The sequence below is a fragment of the Sporosarcina sp. FA9 genome, from assembly GCF_051550205.1.
Lineage (GTDB): Bacteria > Bacillota > Bacilli > Bacillales_A > Planococcaceae > Sporosarcina.
This window is the reverse complement of sequence record NZ_CP188819.1, coordinates 2,015,956-2,034,087: the sequence shown is the minus strand read 5'-3', so window position 1 is coordinate 2,034,087 and position 18,132 is coordinate 2,015,956. Positions and strand designations below refer to the sequence as shown.

The 18,132-nt window shown below is 40.0% G+C and carries 36 protein-coding genes; 34 read left to right on the top strand and 2 right to left on the bottom strand.

Annotation, left to right across the window (positions count from 1 at the left end; genetic code table 11):
- Position 1 precedes the first annotated feature (1 nt).
- From ACP8HH_RS10075 to ACP8HH_RS10045, 7 genes are all read left to right on the top strand, one after another.
- Positions 2–517: a hypothetical protein gene (locus ACP8HH_RS10075; protein WP_438310859.1), complete on the top strand. Its 516-nt coding sequence runs from the start codon at positions 2–4 to the stop codon at positions 515–517.
- Positions 495–1,001: a dUTP diphosphatase gene (locus ACP8HH_RS10070; RefSeq protein WP_438310857.1), complete on the top strand. Its 507-nt coding sequence runs from the start codon at positions 495–497 to the stop codon at positions 999–1,001. Before ACP8HH_RS10075 ends, ACP8HH_RS10070 begins: the two co-directional genes overlap by 23 nt.
- A 12-nt stretch (positions 1,002–1,013) precedes the next feature.
- Positions 1,014–1,226, top strand: coding sequence for a hypothetical protein (locus ACP8HH_RS10065; protein ID WP_438319260.1), 213 nt, complete (start codon positions 1,014–1,016; stop codon positions 1,224–1,226).
- Positions 1,195–1,356 (top strand): DUF6011 domain-containing protein, encoded by a 162-nt coding sequence (locus tag ACP8HH_RS10060; RefSeq protein ID WP_438319115.1) that lies wholly within the window; start codon positions 1,195–1,197, stop codon positions 1,354–1,356. Before ACP8HH_RS10065 ends, ACP8HH_RS10060 begins: the two co-directional genes overlap by 32 nt.
- Positions 1,353–2,003, top strand: a complete 651-nt coding sequence (locus ACP8HH_RS10055) for a hypothetical protein (protein ID WP_438310855.1) — start codon at positions 1,353–1,355, stop codon at positions 2,001–2,003. Before ACP8HH_RS10060 ends, ACP8HH_RS10055 begins: the two co-directional genes overlap by 4 nt.
- Entirely contained in the window at positions 2,000–2,500 is a 501-nt protein-coding gene (locus ACP8HH_RS10050; protein WP_438310854.1) for a DUF1064 domain-containing protein, read from the top strand. The genes ACP8HH_RS10055 and ACP8HH_RS10050 overlap by 4 nt, the downstream gene beginning before the upstream one ends.
- A gap of 321 nt (positions 2,501–2,821) precedes the next feature.
- Positions 2,822–3,046 carry a hypothetical protein gene (locus tag ACP8HH_RS10045; RefSeq protein ID WP_438310852.1) on the top strand — a complete coding sequence of 75 codons (225 nt, stop codon included), beginning with the start codon at positions 2,822–2,824 and terminating at the stop codon, positions 3,044–3,046.
- A gap of 26 nt (positions 3,047–3,072) precedes the next feature.
- On the opposite strand, the gene ACP8HH_RS10040 is transcribed toward ACP8HH_RS10045, so the two are convergent.
- Positions 3,073–3,288, bottom strand: coding sequence for a hypothetical protein (locus ACP8HH_RS10040; protein WP_438310850.1), 216 nt, complete (start codon positions 3,286–3,288; stop codon positions 3,073–3,075).
- Positions 3,289–3,362: 74 nt separating this feature from the next.
- On the opposite strand from ACP8HH_RS10040, the gene ACP8HH_RS10035 reads away from it, so the two are divergent.
- From ACP8HH_RS10035 to ACP8HH_RS10005, 7 genes are all read left to right on the top strand, one after another.
- The gene (locus tag ACP8HH_RS10035) at positions 3,363–3,473 is read left to right on the top strand and encodes a DUF6877 family protein (RefSeq protein ID WP_438310848.1); all 111 of its coding nucleotides are present in this window, start codon (positions 3,363–3,365) and stop codon (positions 3,471–3,473) included.
- The gene (locus ACP8HH_RS10030; protein ID WP_438319113.1) at positions 3,457–3,501 is read left to right on the top strand and encodes a hypothetical protein; all 45 of its coding nucleotides are present in this window, start codon (positions 3,457–3,459) and stop codon (positions 3,499–3,501) included. Before ACP8HH_RS10035 ends, ACP8HH_RS10030 begins: the two co-directional genes overlap by 17 nt.
- Positions 3,502–3,542: 41 nt before the next feature.
- Positions 3,543–4,025, top strand: coding sequence for a hypothetical protein (locus ACP8HH_RS10025; RefSeq protein ID WP_438310846.1), 483 nt, complete (start codon positions 3,543–3,545; stop codon positions 4,023–4,025).
- A complete protein-coding gene (locus tag ACP8HH_RS10020; protein WP_438310844.1) occupies positions 4,022–4,246 on the top strand; it encodes a hypothetical protein in 225 nt (74 codons plus the stop codon). Before ACP8HH_RS10025 ends, ACP8HH_RS10020 begins: the two co-directional genes overlap by 4 nt.
- 65 nt (positions 4,247–4,311) lie before the next feature.
- A complete protein-coding gene (locus ACP8HH_RS10015; protein ID WP_438310841.1) occupies positions 4,312–4,491 on the top strand; it encodes a DUF3954 domain-containing protein in 180 nt (59 codons plus the stop codon).
- Positions 4,492–4,665 (top strand): hypothetical protein, encoded by a 174-nt coding sequence (locus ACP8HH_RS10010; RefSeq protein ID WP_438310839.1) that lies wholly within the window; start codon positions 4,492–4,494, stop codon positions 4,663–4,665. It abuts the gene before it with no gap.
- Positions 4,666–4,751: 86 nt separating this feature from the next.
- Entirely contained in the window at positions 4,752–5,252 is a 501-nt protein-coding gene (locus tag ACP8HH_RS10005; protein WP_438310837.1) for a sigma factor-like helix-turn-helix DNA-binding protein, read from the top strand.
- Positions 5,253–5,384: 132 nt separating this feature from the next.
- On the opposite strand, the gene ACP8HH_RS10000 is transcribed toward ACP8HH_RS10005, so the two are convergent.
- On the bottom strand, positions 5,385–5,828 hold the full coding sequence (locus tag ACP8HH_RS10000) for a helix-turn-helix domain-containing protein (RefSeq protein ID WP_438310836.1): 444 nt from the start codon (positions 5,826–5,828) through the stop codon (positions 5,385–5,387).
- Positions 5,829–5,914: 86 nt separating this feature from the next.
- On the opposite strand from ACP8HH_RS10000, the gene ACP8HH_RS09995 reads away from it, so the two are divergent.
- From ACP8HH_RS09995 to ACP8HH_RS09900, 20 genes are all read left to right on the top strand, one after another.
- The gene (locus ACP8HH_RS09995) at positions 5,915–6,796 is read left to right on the top strand and encodes a terminase small subunit (RefSeq protein WP_438310834.1); all 882 of its coding nucleotides are present in this window, start codon (positions 5,915–5,917) and stop codon (positions 6,794–6,796) included.
- Positions 6,777–8,087, top strand: a complete 1,311-nt coding sequence (locus ACP8HH_RS09990) for a PBSX family phage terminase large subunit (protein WP_438310832.1) — start codon at positions 6,777–6,779, stop codon at positions 8,085–8,087. Before ACP8HH_RS09995 ends, ACP8HH_RS09990 begins: the two co-directional genes overlap by 20 nt.
- A 41-nt stretch (positions 8,088–8,128) precedes the next feature.
- A complete protein-coding gene (locus tag ACP8HH_RS09985) occupies positions 8,129–8,371 on the top strand; it encodes a hypothetical protein (RefSeq protein WP_438310830.1) in 243 nt (80 codons plus the stop codon).
- A 77-nt stretch (positions 8,372–8,448) separates the two neighbouring features.
- Positions 8,449–9,939 carry a phage portal protein gene (locus ACP8HH_RS09980; protein ID WP_438310828.1) on the top strand — a complete coding sequence of 497 codons (1,491 nt, stop codon included), beginning with the start codon at positions 8,449–8,451 and terminating at the stop codon, positions 9,937–9,939.
- Positions 9,940–9,943: 4 nt separating this feature from the next.
- Entirely contained in the window at positions 9,944–11,197 is a 1,254-nt protein-coding gene (locus ACP8HH_RS09975; protein ID WP_438310826.1) for a phage minor capsid protein, read from the top strand.
- Positions 11,198–11,243: 46 nt separating this feature from the next.
- The gene (locus ACP8HH_RS09970; protein ID WP_438310824.1) at positions 11,244–11,756 is read left to right on the top strand and encodes a hypothetical protein; all 513 of its coding nucleotides are present in this window, start codon (positions 11,244–11,246) and stop codon (positions 11,754–11,756) included.
- Positions 11,757–11,806: 50 nt separating this feature from the next.
- Positions 11,807–12,010, top strand: coding sequence for a hypothetical protein (locus ACP8HH_RS09965; RefSeq protein ID WP_438310822.1), 204 nt, complete (start codon positions 11,807–11,809; stop codon positions 12,008–12,010).
- Between the two features lie 62 nt (positions 12,011–12,072).
- Complete coding sequence (locus ACP8HH_RS09960; protein WP_438310820.1) at positions 12,073–12,330, top strand: DUF2829 domain-containing protein; 258 nt, start codon at positions 12,073–12,075, stop codon at positions 12,328–12,330.
- The gene (locus ACP8HH_RS09955; protein ID WP_438310818.1) at positions 12,327–12,644 is read left to right on the top strand and encodes an Acb2/Tad1 domain-containing protein; all 318 of its coding nucleotides are present in this window, start codon (positions 12,327–12,329) and stop codon (positions 12,642–12,644) included. The genes ACP8HH_RS09960 and ACP8HH_RS09955 overlap by 4 nt, the downstream gene beginning before the upstream one ends.
- Positions 12,641–12,940 (top strand): hypothetical protein, encoded by a 300-nt coding sequence (locus ACP8HH_RS09950; protein WP_438310816.1) that lies wholly within the window; start codon positions 12,641–12,643, stop codon positions 12,938–12,940. The genes ACP8HH_RS09955 and ACP8HH_RS09950 overlap by 4 nt, the downstream gene beginning before the upstream one ends.
- Before the next feature lie 102 nt (positions 12,941–13,042).
- Positions 13,043–13,708 carry a hypothetical protein gene (locus ACP8HH_RS09945; RefSeq protein WP_438310814.1) on the top strand — a complete coding sequence of 222 codons (666 nt, stop codon included), beginning with the start codon at positions 13,043–13,045 and terminating at the stop codon, positions 13,706–13,708.
- Positions 13,709–13,734: 26 nt separating this feature from the next.
- A complete protein-coding gene (locus ACP8HH_RS09940; RefSeq protein WP_438310811.1) occupies positions 13,735–14,631 on the top strand; it encodes a capsid protein in 897 nt (298 codons plus the stop codon).
- A 59-nt stretch (positions 14,632–14,690) separates the two neighbouring features.
- The gene (locus tag ACP8HH_RS09935) at positions 14,691–15,062 is read left to right on the top strand and encodes a hypothetical protein (RefSeq protein WP_438310809.1); all 372 of its coding nucleotides are present in this window, start codon (positions 14,691–14,693) and stop codon (positions 15,060–15,062) included.
- A 12-nt stretch (positions 15,063–15,074) separates the two neighbouring features.
- Complete coding sequence (locus tag ACP8HH_RS09930; RefSeq protein ID WP_438310807.1) at positions 15,075–15,473, top strand: hypothetical protein; 399 nt, start codon at positions 15,075–15,077, stop codon at positions 15,471–15,473.
- Positions 15,473–15,808 (top strand): putative minor capsid protein, encoded by a 336-nt coding sequence (locus ACP8HH_RS09925; RefSeq protein ID WP_438310805.1) that lies wholly within the window; start codon positions 15,473–15,475, stop codon positions 15,806–15,808. The genes ACP8HH_RS09930 and ACP8HH_RS09925 overlap by 1 nt, the downstream gene beginning before the upstream one ends.
- On the top strand, positions 15,808–16,164 hold the full coding sequence (locus tag ACP8HH_RS09920) for a minor capsid protein (RefSeq protein ID WP_438310803.1): 357 nt from the start codon (positions 15,808–15,810) through the stop codon (positions 16,162–16,164). The genes ACP8HH_RS09925 and ACP8HH_RS09920 overlap by 1 nt, the downstream gene beginning before the upstream one ends.
- Positions 16,165–16,575, top strand: a complete 411-nt coding sequence (locus ACP8HH_RS09915; RefSeq protein ID WP_438310801.1) for a phage tail terminator protein — start codon at positions 16,165–16,167, stop codon at positions 16,573–16,575.
- Positions 16,568–17,020, top strand: a complete 453-nt coding sequence (locus ACP8HH_RS09910) for a phage tail tube protein (protein WP_438310799.1) — start codon at positions 16,568–16,570, stop codon at positions 17,018–17,020. Before ACP8HH_RS09915 ends, ACP8HH_RS09910 begins: the two co-directional genes overlap by 8 nt.
- A gap of 67 nt (positions 17,021–17,087) precedes the next feature.
- A complete protein-coding gene (locus ACP8HH_RS09905) occupies positions 17,088–17,549 on the top strand; it encodes a hypothetical protein (protein ID WP_438310796.1) in 462 nt (153 codons plus the stop codon).
- Position 17,550: 1 nt separating this feature from the next.
- Positions 17,551–18,102 (top strand): Gp15 family bacteriophage protein, encoded by a 552-nt coding sequence (locus ACP8HH_RS09900; protein WP_438310795.1) that lies wholly within the window; start codon positions 17,551–17,553, stop codon positions 18,100–18,102.
- The last annotated feature ends 30 nt before the right edge of the window (positions 18,103–18,132 follow it).

Here is an 18,132-nt window from a genome sequence, read left to right as displayed (position 1 = left end):
AGTGGAAAAAAGATATCACTATATTACATCGCAAGACTATGTAACTGCTGAACAGAACGGAATCACAGCAGAACTTGCAGAAACAAGGGCTTGGGAACGGGGATGGGACATCGACAGGGCGGTTACAACACCGAAAAGGGTGGGGCGATGTTTCAGGGAATCTTGGGGAAAGTGGAAAGGAATCGCAGCAAGACACGGCGTTGATCGAATCATCTTTACGAATCGAGTTAGGTCGCTTGGTTGGAGTGAAGAAGAGGCAGCGACCATTAAAAAAGGAAAATCGAGGAAGCCGAGCTTTTGGACAGATGAAGAACGGGAAATTGCTAAAAGACTCGGAATTGATGGAAACGGCATGGGGTTACCGCGGATAAGGATGAAAAATCTTGGGTGGTCAAGGAAAAAGGCGATTAACACGCCGAAGATGACGGAAGAGCAGCGAGTGAAGAATGTTGCAGAAGGTACTAGAAAATACCACAAGGAACGGGGCGTAAATAGTGAATTTAACAAAACTGTTTGAAACTCAAAAGGTGTTAAGGAAGAAAATCTTAGAAAAACATAAGCTGCAACATCAAAATCTGCTTGGCAACCACATCCTATCCTTACGGGTGGAATTAGGAGAAATGGCCAACGAATGGCAAGGTTTCAAGCATTGGAAGGAGAACCCGCAACCGAAAGTGGGGTTGTTGGAAGAATTTGCAGATAACCTTAGTTTTCTTCTGGAAATAGGATTAGAAATTGATGTGAATGAGGAATTAATCGTCTTTCAATATCGTCAACCAAATCCAAGTTTAACACAACAATTTAACGAAGTTTTTGATAATATCACAAGGTTTAGCAGAGCCACAAATAGTAACAGGTATGTGGAGTTAGGTTGGTACATCGAGTTGTTTCAGTCGTACTTATCACTTGGTCAGGCGCTAAATTTTACTTTAGGCCAAATCGAAAGAGCTTATTATGCGAAAAGTAAAATCAATCACACAAGGCAAGACAACGGTTATTAAATGATTACCACAATGTTTAGACGTGTCGGCAACGATCGTATTTACATTCATGGGCATTTAAACAATCAAGAAATGGCGGCTTACCAGTTGGAGGGATGGCGTATGCACGTTCCGAGTAAGCCGTCTTATAAAAAATCACGAAACGCGCAACAGAATAAACACGGCATTTCGGTCGAGAAAGGGGTTGGGTCGCGTGAAATGCAAAAGGTGCGGCAAAACGCTTAAAACAGTTAAAAGCATCGGCGTTGGATATGGTCCCATATGTATAAAAAAACAAGCGGCTGAGGATGCGGAGTTTGAAAGAATCCAGATCACGCTTGATGAAATTGTAGAACTGGAGCAGGTGGCGCAGTGAAGAAATTAAAAGAGTCCGACATGTTCCATCCGGTAAAAAACTTGTTGGAAGAAAAAATGTTTTGTGATGTGTTTGCAGAAGTTGCGAATTATGACGTTGTTGGCGTAGGAAAGAGCTATGAAGTCATTGTTGAAATGAAACTAAACATGACTTTTCATCTGATTGGACAAGCAATTGATGCGATTGGTGCGGCTGATTATGTTTTTGTTGCGATACCGAAACGAAAGGTTGGAATCCATCGAGTTCCATACCACTTATTGCATGACAAAGGGATTGGGTTAATAGAAGTGGATGGCGATGAAGCGAAAATTCAATTTTGGGGAAAACGTCATAGAAAAAGTCGGAACAGTATTCGTCATAGAGTTTTACCGCACCACAAATTAACGACCGGTGGGGTGAAAAGTGGCGACGGCCCGACCGAATACTCAATAACTATTGATTTGATTAAATTTAAATTGAAACACCATTTCCGTGACGACGGCTGGATGACGGTTGATAGGATCTTGGATGACATTCAAACCCATTATGCAAACCCAAAACCGTCAGTAATGGACACGCTTCAAGCGCATTGGAACCAAGAATGGTGTGAGGCAAAAGTTGAAAAGGGTAAAAGGTGTTTTAGGTATAAAAAGAAGGTGGCGCAATGAGAAATCCACAAAGGATTCAAAGGTCACCAAGGCGTTCAAAAGCATCTAAACAGCCAAAGAAAGCACGTCAATACCACTCAAAAACGATTGAAATCGACAACTTAACTTTTGATTCCCAAACCGAAGGATTGTTTTACATCCACTTGAAAAAAGATCCGGCGGTTAAGAATATTGAGGTTCAACCTGTCTATCAAATTATTGAGAGTTACGAAGTTACTTGTAAACGTTGCAGCGGGACAGGTAAGCGTCCTAGTCCTAAAACGGGTAATCCTATTAATTGTACTTTATGTAACGGGAAGCGAATCAGAGAGAAGTCAGGTGCTAAGTATACAGCAGACTTTAAAGTTACTTACATTGATGGATTTGTAGAGATTATTGATATAAAAGGAGGTCCTGTTACGAGGGACTTTCCGTTGCGGCAGAAATTGTTCGAATTGAAAACCGGGATGGAATTAATTGTAATACGGCTTAAAGATAAGGAATGGGTGAGGGAATGATTTCAGTTACTGATGTAGTGCGCAAGTATTATCAATGTGATTCTTGCGCCGAAAGTGAAATGGAAAACGGAATAAAGGTTAGAGAAATCGCAATCAAATTTGATGATAGCAACCATGCTATTTCTTTTAAATTATGTGCAAAGTGTTTCGACCAACTAAAATGCAAGTTTTAAGGAGAGTTTGAATGACAATTATTACATTTCCGGAAGGTATCGCGGTCATCGTTACAGGTGTGCTGATTATGCTGTCGGGATATGCATATGGGCGGTTGAGCAAGTGAACATTTGATATAAAATGTGAATTAAAAAAGGAGAGACCAAATTGACTAAATATAAATGTGTAAAAGCGTTGGTGTTGGAGGTTGTTGATGGTGATGGTTCATTTATTGAAAATGAACACTTTGTAGTGAGAGTGGGTAGCGTTTGGGAAAGAGAAGAAGGTTCATACAGAATGATTTCGACGCCCGAATCCAATAGATTGACGGACTCTGATGGTAGATGGATGGAAATATATAGTTTGAATGAACATTTCATTAAATTAGTTTAATTCACAGTCCTTAAAAAGGACTGTGATCACTTGCCAAATACGACTAACGCCATTTCAGCGTCTTGGTTTGATATGTCGAATATGGACCTGATGCGCTCAGTAGTCGGTAATTCGCCGTAATCTTCCTGATATCCAGTTATGTAAGCTTTTAACTTAACTTTCAGCGGCGCTTCAACAATTTCAATGAGTGGTTCAGTCATATCAATTTTAGTTCTAGGGTAAATAATAAAGTTTTTCTTCATGCGAAACATCCTTTCGAGGGTTTATTATCTCATGAAAGGAATTTGATTAACACTGGTAGATAAAGGAGTATCGAATGAATCCAATAAACGAAATATCAAAAATAGCGGATAAAATACCACTAGAAGCATTACAGGATATACATGCACGGATTACGGATTACGGATTGGTTGGCTGGTGGTGGTAATGCGGATGATCCGTATGTTTGGCAGTAGTTGAGGTATGCAGAAAATATAGTGAGATCGGGGTTGAGGAAATGAGTGAGAAAATAAGCGATTACACGCACGAAGAAAAACAGCGAGCATTGGACGAAGCATGGGAAGAAATGAATGATGCGGAACGATTGGAACGAATAAAACAAATGCAGAGGAATGGGAACGTAATTTGGGAGATGGGAGAAAATGGCCTTGCATGGCTTATCGAACAAGCAGAACGAGTGCGCGAGTTAGAAAAACTAGCGAAACACTGGGAGTCCTGCACGAATAGCGAAAGAAATATTGCTGGTAAAGCACAGAATAGAGCGGATAGAGCGGAAAAAGAAAACAAACGACTTCGAGATAAACATGAAGGGTTAGTAATGTTCAGCGAATCAAACATAGAACGCATTGTCCACTTGATGCAAGAAAATGAAGTATTGGAAGAAAAACTCAACAAAATCAAAGCACTCGTCAACACAGGTAAAGTAGGACATCGAGTAAAATTCGAACTTGAAATGATGTTTCGGGATGGTTTCAAATGATTCAAGCAAAAGAAAAACAACGTGTGCTGCTCGATGAGGTTGAGATTAATTGGGTGTTTACTGTGAGGGAAACGGAAGTTTTTAAACAGATGTGGAACGACAGAGAAAATGTTGAAACGATTGCTAAGAAATTGAAACGGCCAACGTTGGAAGTCGTGCTCTTGGTTATCGAGCAGGCTGAACTTGAAAATATAAAAGAACGAAGACACGGGCTATTTTAGGCATAAAAAAAGACAGGAATCCTCCTGCCTCTGACAAGGAAAGTATAACACAAGGAGGGGTCCTGGTGAATAAAACAACAGTAGTAGATTTAAAAGAAGATGCACTTTATATAGTTAAAAACGGACGACTTACAAAGGTCAGCAAGAAGGAACACGGTCAAGATTTAATCATCTGGAAGAATGGACAGGTGTTGGATATAGATCGGAGTGAAAGGGTCAGAATTGAGGGGCAGGAGGTTATTTGAGTGATAATCGGCTACAGAGTCGAATATGCCTGGTGGAAATATCCCGCAGATAAACTAGCAATCAATAAAAAGTATGCTAAAACGCATGAAAAGGCAAAGGAAATATTTCAAGATATTATCAATAAACATTTTCACAAAGTACGAATAGTTCCCATTTTTAATAAAAGAATATAGCAGTCCTTACCGAAGACCGGACGGACGTTGAATGAGCTTAATTGCTTGTTTGGCGTCCTTTTTTATTTCAAATAGGAGGGGATTTTATGTTGAGTTGGGCGGATAAATTGATTCATGAATATACGGGCGGGCGACAAGAATTAAGGAGACGGGCAGATCTAATCGACAGAGATAATCCTATTGAATTACAAGACTTGAAACAGATTAACAGCATGATTGAGAGTATGTCATTTTCTCTTGAATGGATGACTACTGGAAGGCAACCAGGAACCTTTCGCGGTGTTGATGAAAAGGCTGTTTATCAAAGGCGTTCATATGAAAATATTGATTTGATTCCGGATATTGAAATGCAGTTGAGGGAAGAAAACGACATCAATAAAAAGCATTTGTTTATGACTAGGGAAGTAAAGATTATTATGGCTGATATTCTTTCATCTTTTTCGTTAAGAGAGAGGCAGTGTTATATATTGCACGAGGGACAAGGAATGAGTATGAGTGGAATAGCAGATGAGTTAGAAGTGAGTAAGAGTGCAGTTCAAATATATATAAATAGGGCGAAAGATAAGGTTCGTCAAAGAGTGTGCTGAAAGTAATTCTCTTCATTCTTTTTATTCTTGTTATACTCTTGTTATACGAATGCTGTACGAATGAAGGGGAGAATTAAAGAGGGGATGCGTTCGAGCGACATAACCCCTCCTACAGCCCCATACATACGAGCATTATTTACGGTGCTTTTCTAAGTATTCGTTTAGCGTTTCAGTAATCGTTTTTTGAAATGTCCTTCCGATCCCTCGCACCTTATCCAAATCGGCGTCCATTAATTCACGAATTGTGGTAATTGGTTGCGACCACGCTTTTCGGAGTTTGTTGTATATAGCATACGGCAAGTCTAGCATTTCGATGGGTTCATCGAGTGGGTCAGTTTCACTTTCGGTGATAGGCTCAATAACAGAGCTACCTACATAATTAAGTATTTCTCCAACATTGGTGATTTCAAGTGCGGTCATGATTTTTTGCAAGTGATCTAACGACAAACGTTCGACTTTGCCACGAGTTAACTTGGAAATAGCTTCAGAACGGATTCCTGTTAATGCTACTAAATCAGATTGAGTCATGTTGCGGTCCTTGAGAATATCGCTTAGTATGATTTTTATTTCCGGCATTTTAGTCAACTCCAAATAGATGATGTTTTTATTATACCGTATTACCGTGTAAGCGGTAAAGAAAGGAAGTTGAGTGGTGATGTGATGTGTCTAAAAGAAACCCTAAACGGGATGAAGCATATGAAATCTGGAAGAAACATAAAGGTGAAATAACGAACAAAGCAATTGCAGAATTAGTAGATGCTCCAGCTAAGACAATCAGTGCATGGAAGAGTAGAGACAAATGGACTGCATCCTTAAAACCGAATGAGTGTAGTACTACAAAGAAAAAGCGTAGTACTACAACGAAGAAAAAAGAAAAAGAAGTCTTTGTAGAGTCGGATGATTTAACCGACAAGCAGAGGCTTTTTTGTATTTACTACATTAAGAGTTTTAATCAAACGATGGCAGCTATTAAGGCTGGGTATAGTCGAGACAGAGCGCATGTGACCGGAAGTGAGCTCGTAAGAAATAGTAAGGTTGCTGCGGAAATCAGAAGACTCAGAGGTGAGATGCAACAAGGCATATTCATCGATGCAATGGACGTGCTTAATAAGTACATTCAAATAGCCTTTGCTGACATAACAGATTTCGTAGATTTCGGAAGCGTTGAAGAATCGGAAAGAAACCCCGAAACCGGAGATGTATTGCTGGATGACAACTTTAATCCCATCACTTATAAGCGCGGGTTTGTAGATTTCAAAGAATCTTATGAAGTGGATGGAACTATTCTGACCGAAGTAAAACTAGGTAAAGACGGCATATCTGTTAAGTTAGCCGACAAAATGAAAGCCCTTGAAATGCTATCCAAATACTTTGATGTGCTTTCTGACAACGACAAGAAACGGCTGCAAGAAGAAAAACTGAAGGTGGATATTGCAAAGATTAAAGCCGAAACAACCCAAGAAGACGCAGGTGAAAGTCGAACAGTTATCTTAACAAGTGAAGATGAAATGAGGAGGGTCCTTGATGGGAAATCCTCAAACTAATGTAATTAATATTCTTGATTTGATTAACGAAAACTTTTACGATCTTTGGCTTGCTGAACAATCTCACATAGTTGCAAAGGGCGGACGTTCGTCAATGAAGTCGTCTGTTATCAGCCTGAAGCTTGTTATCGATTTCTTGAATGACGATAAAGGTAACATAATCGTGTTGCGTAAAGTTGCTAAGTATCTTCGAACAAGCGTTTATGAACAAATACAGTGGGCTATTTACATGTTAAATGCACAAGATGAATTCATATTCCGTGAATCTCCAATGAAAATCATTCACAAGCGAACAGGGACTGCGTTCTATTTTTACGGCGTTGACGATCCATTGAAACTAAAATCAGCAAAGATTGCTAAAGGTTATGTAATGGCCCTATGGTTCGAGGAAGCTGCTGAGTTTTCGGGCGTTGAGGATATCGATATCGTTGAAGATACATTCATTCGCCAAGAGATTGAAGGTAAAGAAGTAAAGGTTTATTTGTCTTTCAATCCTCCTAGAAATCCTTACGGTTGGATTAATGAATGGCTTGATAGCAAGACAAGTGATGATGATTATTTTATTCATCATTCAACTTATCTGGATGATAAAAAAGGTTTTCTATCCAATCAGATGATTCGCAAGATTGAGAAATACAAAGAGAACGATGAAGACTATTGGAAATGGATGTATGCGGGAATCGTTATTGGTTTAGGTGATAACGTATACAACATGAATCACTTCAAACCATTGCACGAACTACCATCCAATGATGACATTCTAATGATTAGTACCGCTACTGATACCGGGCATCAAGTGTCAGCTACAACTCACGGAGCATTCGCTTTCACAAAGCGGCGGGATGTCATTCTATTAGACGTATATTACTATTCCCCTGAAAACAAGGTTAACAAGAAAGCCCCAAGTGAATTGTCACAAGAATTTAAAGAGTGGTTGGATGAAATCAGAGTAGAGTACAGAAGACCGATCGATATCAGTACCATCGATTCTGCAGAGGGTGCTCTTCGTAACCAAGTTTTTAAAGATCATGGTATTCGATTCAATCCGGTAGCTAAAGGCTTAAAAATAGATATGATCGATTACGTCCATGACTTATTAGCTCAGGGGCGTTTTTATTATTTGGACACGTCGAACAATCGGATTTTCATTGAAGAACATCGAAAGTTCCAGTGGGATGCAGATTCGTTGCGGACAGCAAAACCTAAAGTTGTTGAAATCGATGATCACACCGTCGACATGTTCCAATATTTCGTAATGGACAACAGGCGTAAATTAGGATTGAAATTCTAAGGTGGTATAATGGAGTTATCAAATAATTAGGTGGTGGAGATATGCAAGGTATCGACATTTACGGATTGAAGTACGAGGAAGTAATGGACCTGATGAAAGAAGACGAATCTCTTGATTACTTAAGACCAATTAAAGATATGAGACCATTTAAAGGTTTGAATAATGCGCTCACTGTTTGGAATAAAGATAATGTTGAGCATGTGGTGAAATTAACGGAAAATGGATTTGTTTCATGGAAATCGATAGGTCAAGAGTTGTTTGAGAACAACCATAATTGGCAGTAATTTTATAGTTCGCACACGAAAGATGCTCACGTAAATTGTGAGCATCTTTTTATAATGCGTTTTAAGGCGGTGATCCATTGTTTAAATCAATGATGTCGAAGATAAAGGCGGTGATGCAAAAGATGGGATTAGTCAGAAACATAAAGCGGTTATCAGATATAAAAGAGATTCCGATTAATGATGAGTATTATCAGCGCATCGCCCAATGGAAGGCACTATACCAAGGGAATGCTGAGTGGCATGATTTAGAATACACGACAATCAACGGACCAAAGAAAAGACGTATGGCCACTTTAAATATGCCGAAGGTTCTTTCGCAAGAGATGGCAACTTTAATCTTTAATGAGCGTTGCGGAATCAACATCGATGATAAAGATTTAGCTGAACATATTGATGGCATTCTCAAAGACAACAAGTTTAACAAACACTTTCAGGACTATTTAGAATACCAATTCGCATTAGGTGGCATGGTTATTAAACCGTATTTTCAAGATGGCGAAATTAAACTTTCTTATGTAACGCCTGATTGCTTCATTCCCGTTGCTTGGGATAACAAAGGGATATTCGAAGCGGTGTTCACGAACCAAACCCGAAAAGGTCAGAAGGTCTATACGCATCTTGAATGGCACTTACGAGAGTCCGATGAATATGTAATTAAGAATGAATTATACGTTAGTGAAAATGCTACGGAGCTAGGAAAGAAAGTCCCGTTAGATACTCTTTATCCTAAACTTGAAGATGAAGTTAGAGTGAAAGGGATAAAACGTTCATTGTTTGTCTACTTTTCACCAAACACGGCAAATCACATCGACATGACCAGTCCGCTGGGTGTGCCGATCTTTTCCCATGCACTAGACACGTTGAAATCACTCGATGTTGCTTATGATTCGTTTGAAAGAGAGTTTCGACTTGGTAAACGCAGAATTATTGTTCCAGCTGCAGCGGTTCGTACTGTAATTGACGAACACGGTTTACCGCAAAGATACTTTGATGCAAACGATGAAGTTTATGAAGCGATGCAGACAGGCAACATGGATGACAACAAGATTGTTGATAACACGGTTGAATTACGTGTTGAAGAACATGTTGCTGCTATTAATGCGTTGCTCAATCTTCTATCCATGCAGACGGGGTTCAGCAGTGGTTCATTCGCATTTGATGGCAAGAGCATGAAAACAGCGACAGAGGTTGTCAGCGAGAACTCTAAGACATTCCGCACGAAACAATCACATGAAACAATTGTTGAAGCGGGATTGATTGAATTAATTGAGGTTATTGTCCAGCTAGCAGAACTGTATGACGTGTTTAGTCGTCCAACAGGTAAATACGGAGTGACGGTAACATTTGATGATTCGATTGCTCAAGACAGGACTACAGACATTAAAGAGCAAGCTATGTTGTTGAGTATGGGTACAACATCTAAAAAGTTAGCAATCATGAAGATTCATGGTGTGACGGAAAAAGAAGCGTTGGAGATCCTTGCGGAGATTCAAAAAGAGGAACGAAGATCATCACCAGATTATAAGGAAATTGAAAGTGAAATTAGTTTGTTTGGCGAAAGAGAGTGATTAAATGTCTCAACGTCCAAAAATCACTCCCCATCAACTAAACTTCTACACGTCGCAAGTATCCGATATTTACGTCGCCTTAGAAGATGAAATCTTTCAGATGATTGCCAAGCGGTTAAAAACACCGCAAGAACTGGGTAAGGATTACGTGCTCCAATGGCGAATCGAAAAGATGCAGCAGTTACGGATGTTTAATAACGATGTAATCGCTGAATTAGCAAAAACTACAGGGGTATCCAGGGATGCTATAAACGAAATGTTTAAAGATGTTGGATATGACACGATTGCCGGGATTGACGGAGAATTAAAGTACGTTTATAAGAAATTGCCGATGCCTACTAAGATAGATAAGATACTTGAAAGCTTCGTTAAACAATCCTTTAGAGAAATAGACAACTTTGTTAACCAGACATTGATCTCCACTAATTACGGGCCGGGAACAGCTACTAACATGTACCGTAAAATCGTTGAGGAATCGACGGGTAAGGTGTTGGCCGGAACAAAGACTATTAATCAAGCGGTTGCTGAAACGGTCACTAAGTGGGGCAACAAAGGTGTCGCAACGTCCTTTGTCGATAAAGGCGGCAATGTGTGGCAGATGGAAAGGTATGTGGAAACTGTAATTCGCTCGACTGTCAATAACACTTATAATGAGTTACGACTTTCTCGAATGGATGAATACGGCGTGGATTTAGTGCTAGTTAATAGTTATTCAGATGCTCGTGAAGCCTGTTCGCAGATTCAGGGGAAGGTCGCTTCAATGAGTAATCCATCCGGCCATCCAGATTACCCGAGCGTTTATGATTTTGGGTATGGTACTCCAGGCGGCTTGAGAGGAATTAACTGCCGGCACATACTTTTTCCATTCATCGAAGGAGTGAATACCAATAACCAAATTCAGTACGACCCAGAAGAAGCGCAAGAACGCGGAAAGCAAGTTCAGAAGCAACGTGGTCTTGAAAGGGATATTCGTAAAGCGAAACGAGAATATAACATTGCGGATACGCTGAAAGACAAAGACGCTATAGCTATTGCTCGTAACAAGATTCTTACTCGTCAAGGTAAGCTTCGAGACTTTTTAGGCGAAACGGGATTGCCAAGACGACGGGATAAAGAGCAGTTGATTATTAATAATGTTCATGTTAGCGGTAAGCCTTCTATTACGTCTAAAACAGGCACTGAACCTAGCAAGAAGTCGAAGAAATCATACGGCGATGTGAATGATAGATTTGTTAATATGGGTACCGATTGGCAGTGAGCATCGTGGTATGATAAGAAAACGGTATTTTAGGAGGCGTTTAGCTATGGACTTAAACGAATTCATTAACAAGATGCAAGAGCGAGGATATGAAGCGGAGCATCGTTCTGATGGCTATCATGACAAGGTAGTGATTAGTAAAGGTATTTATCATGTTGCAATAGAAGGAATTCATGTTGTTACTGCCACATTTAGTTATCTTTTAAATTTAGTAGAAAGAACAATGAATAACTTGAAACAAGAGCAAAATGTAAAAGAAAGAGAAGAAGCCGGGATCAAATTCTTATTCGATGAACGATTAGTCGTGAGTGGCGCAGGTATTTTAGGGAAAGACGGTTTCGACTTATTTACTTTAGTGCAAAATATGATTGGTTTTTATCGAGAGGAATTCCCTATCCGAAGCGCCATCAAAGTGGTTTTCAGTAAAAGTGTGTTAAAAGTTATTGAGAGTCATGCATTTGAACATTATGGGAAATATGATGCTACAGAAATATATGGAGTAAAGTTCGATGTCGAAGAAAACCCAGAATATCCAATACAAATTACATTGAACTTCTAAAGTCATCCAAATAGGGTGGCTTTTTTCTATGCAATGAAAGGAGCGATTGAATGGATAACGAAGTTATTTTGAAACAAGCAATCGAGTTGCTGAAGGGTTTGGACTTAACTAATGCTGAATCTGTGCAAATCAACAACATTAAGTACAATGATGGCTCATCTTGTGTTGAAATCGGCGTATTGTTCCCAGGTTCGAGCGTCGTAGAAACGGAAACTATTTCTTGTGGTGAAGTTCTGTTAAGTGACTTTGACTGAAAGGAAGTGATCCTATCTCCGTTTGCTACTCGGTAATGTAGCTACAATCCAAACGAAAAGGAATGATTATATTGAATTTCGGACAAGCGATTGAAGCAACTAAAGAGGGTTTGTTAGTTACTCGTAAAGGTTGGAACGGCAAAGGGCAATTCGTGTTTCTAGTAAAAGGTGTGGACTTGGTGAAATCTGTAAAGGGGGCTCATTTAGGTTGCTTGGTTGTAGACGCCTTAGCAATAAAAACAACTTCTCACCATATTCAAATCGGGTGGCTTGCTTCACAAACTGATATGTTGGCAGAAGATTGGGAGGTGGTTGAATGAATAAGTGCTTCTCTAAAGATTGTGCAAATGAATCCGAAACGGAGTTTTGCCCTGAATGTCTATTGAATGGCGGTTTCAAACCAAAAGACTATGTCAGTGCACGGTTAGACAACGCCTATTCATATCACGCACCAAAAGGTGACCAGACAGCACGTTATGAAGCTATTAGAAGCAAAGCGAAAGAGTTGGCTCATATGATTGACGAATTATGTCCAAACAGTCGTGAAAAATCAGTAGCACAAACAAACCTTGAACAAACGACGATGTGGGCGAACGCTTCGATTGCACGTAATGATAAGGAGGGAATAAAATGAGTAAGAAAGACTTGGGTATATCAGAAGTAAGACAAGCAAAGAAAAACATTTCCGATTTAAACGTTTACGGTAACGGGGACACATTTCTATTACTTTGCAAAGCGTCCTCACAAGAACAAGGATGGATGAAATCAACCAAAGTAGCTAATGTTCCGGGAGGTTGTGTCGTTCAAGTAACAACTCAACAAAGAAATCCCGATGGTAGTCACGCGTGTGCCGAAGCGTTAACGTTTGTTCCGGGTACTCATATCGATAAGAATGCAGAACCAAGAGCGTTTGTAAAAGCTGAATATTAATCTGACTACAACACCGAATTTAAGGGTGTTTTTATTTTGTCTTTATCCGCAGACGCTAAAAAGAACGGAAGGAAAATACTATCCATATTGGAGGGCATGAAAATGACTAAGCGAATTAATTTAGTGCATCAGCCACTTAACGCTGAGGGATTACTAAGTTCAAAATTACAATTCTTTTCGGATCCACCTGCACCAACGGACCTTCCGAGTGATCCAGTTCCAACTGATCCACCAGTGGACCCGAATCCGCAAGATCCACCAATTGATCCAGTTAAATCTTTTTCACAAGATGACGTGAATAATTTAATTGCCCGGGAAACGAAGAAACAACAGGAAAAGATGCTGAAAGATTTAGGCATCGAAGATTTCAAAGGAGCCAAGGAAGGTCTTGCAAAACTGAAAGAGTATCAAGACGCTCAAAAAACCGAGGCTGAAAAGCAATCCGAAGCACTAAAAGCACTGGAAACTGAAAGGGAATCGTTTTTCAACGAAAATCAGACGCTCAAAGCCCAACTATCAGCCACTAAAGCTGGTGTATTAGCAGACAGCGTATCAGACGTGGTCACGCTCGCTAAAACGATGGTGACTGACGATGTGGATATGGATGCGGCGATTGCTGCAGTAGTTGAAAAGTATCCGCACTTTGCACAGGTGGCTGAATCAGCACCAGATCCAAATGTGCCACCGAAACCGCAATTTTCGAACGGACAGCACCAAACGCAACCATTGTCTGATGCAGATAAATGGTTAGCAGCATTTAAACAATAAAAAACAGAAAATAGGAGTGGTATATAATGGCAGTAGTAAATTATGCACAACAATATTTAGCGGCACTTCAACAAAAATTCACGGCAGCGTTATCTTTCGCGGAACTTTACAACACGGCGAACAATGCAAATATCAAATGGATTAACGCGAAAACAATCCAAATTCCAAGAATTACTGTGGGTGGATTTGTTGACGTTGATCGTGATGTAGTAGGTTCGTTCACACGTAGAGCCGATAACGACTGGGAGACGAAAACGATTGAACATGACCGTGAATTCCGCACGCTAGTAGATCCACAAGATATCGACGAAACGAACCTTGCACTTTCGATTGCAAATATTACGCGGGTATTTAACGATGAGCAGAAGATTCCTGAAATGGACAAGTACGCTGCATCTAAATTGTACTCAGAGTTCACGACATTTGGTGGAACAGCCAATACAGAAGTTCTTACAGCGGCAAATGTATTGGAAGTATTCGATACATTTATGGAAAAGATGGATGACGCAGAAGTTCCGCAAGTTGGCCGTATTCTTTATGTTACTCCAGCGGTTAATAAGGTACTGAAAACAGCACAAGGATTACAACGTCAATTGGATGCAGCAGGTGAAAGTGGTAACGTGAAGCGTAGCATCTATTCACTTGACGACGTAACGATTCGCATGGTCCCATCGCCACGAATGAAAACAGCATATGACTTTACAGACGGTGCTGTTGTGGATCTAGCTGCTAAACAAATCAACATGATTTTGGTACATCCGTTATCCGTTCTTACTCCACAACAATACGAGTTTGTGAGCTTGGATAAACCTTCTGCTGCAACTGGTGGGAAATACTTGTACTTTGAAAGAAAGTATTGGGATATTTTTGCAATTGAAAAGAAAGTACCTGGTATCCTGTTTAACATCGAACCAGGAGCTTAAGAGTGATCTGAGGGAGCGAATTGCTCTCTCTTTTTTAATATCAAAAGGAGGTTTTCGGAATGAGTAAATCAGTAAAGATTAAGAAGAAGAATCGTATTCTACACGTTGAAACAAGTCGTTTAGCAAGCTTCCTGAATCAAGGATATGACCAAATTGATGATGATGGAAAAGTAATCAAACTTGCTACAGGTGGACGGACAGTGTCGCTACCAGAACATAACAAGGTCCTTGAAGAGCTAGATGTGCTTAAAAAGTCTTTTGCTGATAGTGAGGAATTCAATAAACTGCAAGATGCATTTCAAGAATTGTCGAATGAGAAAGACAAATTAACTCTTGATTTCGAAGAGCAAACCAAAGAAATCACTGTACTTAAAGGCAAGTTGACGAAAGCAGAAAATGCACTTGAAGCATCAAAAGAACCCAAAAAATAAGGCGGTGAAATCATGCCATATTTAACGTATAGCGAATATGTGAGTTTTCTTTTTACCGAAGTGGATGAATCCGAATTTGATAGATTGTTAAATCGTGCAAGTGATGTGTTGAATAGCGTCACGGGTGACTTTTATCAGTTGAACATATTGGAGACGGATTTTCCATATAGACGGGACAAATTCAAGAAGGCAGTTGCTTGTCAGATTGAGTACTTTAAAGTACTTGGTGCTACGACGTTCGAGGAAATCAACAGTTCTCCACAGTCCTTTTCAGCAGGTCGTACAAGCGTTTCAAATTCCAGTAGATACAATCCAGGTGGCGCTAATGAAAGCAAGTCGTTAGTAGCCGAAGAAGTGCTTATTCACCTTGGGAGAACAGGCCTTTTATACAGGGGCGTGAGTGTACGTTGATGCCGAAACCACCAATTGATTTTCTTGTTGATTCATTTGTCTATAAGGAATATGTCGGAGAAAACAAATGGTCCGAACCCGAATATGCTGAACCTATCCAAATTGATCATTGTCGCATTGATAGAGGGGCGGCATACACGTCTACAACGTCCGGTAAACAATTGCTCTATAACGGTATTGTTTTTTGTTATGAAGGATTGACCACACCGTTGCCTACATTTAAAGCGCAGTCGATACTCTTATTTGACGATCAAGAACACACAGTGACAAAGGCTATACCAATTCATGAAGCCTACAGCACCACAATCTATTCATACGAATTGGAAGTGGTCTGATGGCTAGAGTGGTAGTCAATATAGGTCCTGCGCTTAATAAACTGAGTCCGCAAGCGTTAAGGCGTGGGCAATATGCATTGGCTAACCAAGCGATGGCGGATATGGATCAATTTGTTCCGATGCTTGCAACGGATTTAAGAAATTCGGCAACCATCGACATCGATGGCGGGGCTATTAATTACAACACGCCGTATGCAAAAGCACAGTTTTACGGATCTAGAACAACTAAGGATGGTAAAAAGATACCTTTCAATAACCACACTGCACCCGGCACTGGTCCTAGATGGGATTTGAAGGCGAAAAGTGTTTTCATGAGTGACTGGATTGACGCATTCACAATAGGGGCTGATTGGTAAATGGACTTTATGGAAATGTTGTGCGACAGAATAAACACCATGACACCACGGCTTCTTGTTGATTGTAAACTCGGCTATCTAGGTGCGACCGAATCACTTGTGATTTACCCATTGCCCGGCTCGAAAATAGTTCAAGAGTTTATGGATGGTACTACCGACCAGAAACTAAACTACGAGATTGCCATGCAGTCGCAGTCGCAAAACAAGATTAATAGCACACTGTGGCTAATTCAAAATGAATTAGAGAAACTAAAAGTGCTAGACAGCCAAGATGGCAGTTTCAAATTCGACGAATTAATCATAATGAACAAGCCTTTCATCAATCAAATCGACGAACAAGGTTGGTTCGTTTTTTTATTAGATGTACAAGCAAATATTACAGTATTTAAAGGAGGAAAAATGAATGGCTAGAGAAAAAAACGCACTACGAGGACACTTTATACAAGCATATGTACCAGGTACGGAAACACCAACAGAAGTATGGTTAGAATTAGCTAAATACATCTCTTCGATCAGCGATGATACGCAAGAGGAAACAGAGGATACAGCGTTTTATGATTCTGATGGAACGCCGGAAACATCTGTAATCTCGGTTGCTGGTGCTTATTCTATCGAAGGTCAATATGACCCTACTGATGCAGCACAAGAACTTATCGCTGGCATGAAATATAAAGTAGGCGAAGGTCGTAAAGTGTACCACAAGATTGTTTCTGCTGATGAAACTAAGCAGTGGGTAAGCCGCGCAACTGTAACAGCTATCGTTGCTGGTTCTGGTGATGCGAGCTCATACGAAGCCTTTTCATGTAACATCCGATTTGATGCTATTCCAACTGAATCAGTTCCAGTAGTAATCTAATAGCAAATTAACAAGAAGGGATGTCTGAAGAGGCATCCTTTTTCACATTCAAGAAGGGGGAATACGCATGAGTGAATTAGTAAATATTGATATTCAGCGCACAGGATTTCCGATTAAAATTGGTAAGATAGAATTATGGTTTGACAGTTCCTTGGAAAACCTAAAGAAGTTTTTCAACATGGAAGAGATTACCCAAGAACTACTGAAAGATGCTCAAGCGAAAGCACGGGCGATAAAGCTACCCAAAGATGTTGATACGGAAACGATGAGCATTGGAACAGTTAATGAAGCAATGGATGTTCAGAAAACTTTCCTAGGCGTTCAGTTCGACATTGTTTTCGGAGAAGGTACATTTGACAAGTTATATAGCGCGTATCCTGACATTCTAGCACTAGAGCAAACATTTGAGATTGTCGCAATTGCAATCGCCGATAAGCTAGAAACGATGGAAATTGACCGTACAATCAGTACAGCTAAAAAGAAGACTGATTTCTTAGCGAAGAAGAAGATTAAAAAAGTAGGGAAGTAATATGAGGCTGAACGACCCATTAGTTACCTCTTTTGTATTTGACGACATCGAGTACCAGATAGATCTATCCTTCGATAACGTGCTGGATGTTTTTGACGTGTTTGATGATGAAGACCTAAGAACTTACGAAAGTGCAGCAATCTGTTTGGCGCTATTGCTTGGTGATGATATTGCACCGACGTTGGATTTGTGGAATCACGTCTACTTCGAGTTTATTCAAGTTGATAACGAACAATCTATTGAATATGACCGCAAAGGCAACCCAATGCCGGTTCAAAAGGAAAGTAAAAAGTCTATCGATTTTAACAAGGATGCAGAATACATATACGCATCCTTCCGACAGGCTTACAACATTAATTTGCACCGTGAACAGGGAAAGATGCACTGGCATGAATTCAAAGCGTTGCTATCCGGATTACCGAGCGACACAGTCATGCAGAGGATTGTTCAAATTAGGTTGTGGGAACCTTCGAAGGGTGAAGCTGCTGAATACAAGCAAGCGATGCGTGATTTACAAAAAATATATGCATTAGAAGAAATAGAAGAAGAGTAATTGTGAGTCGTCCATTCAGCGGCTTATTTT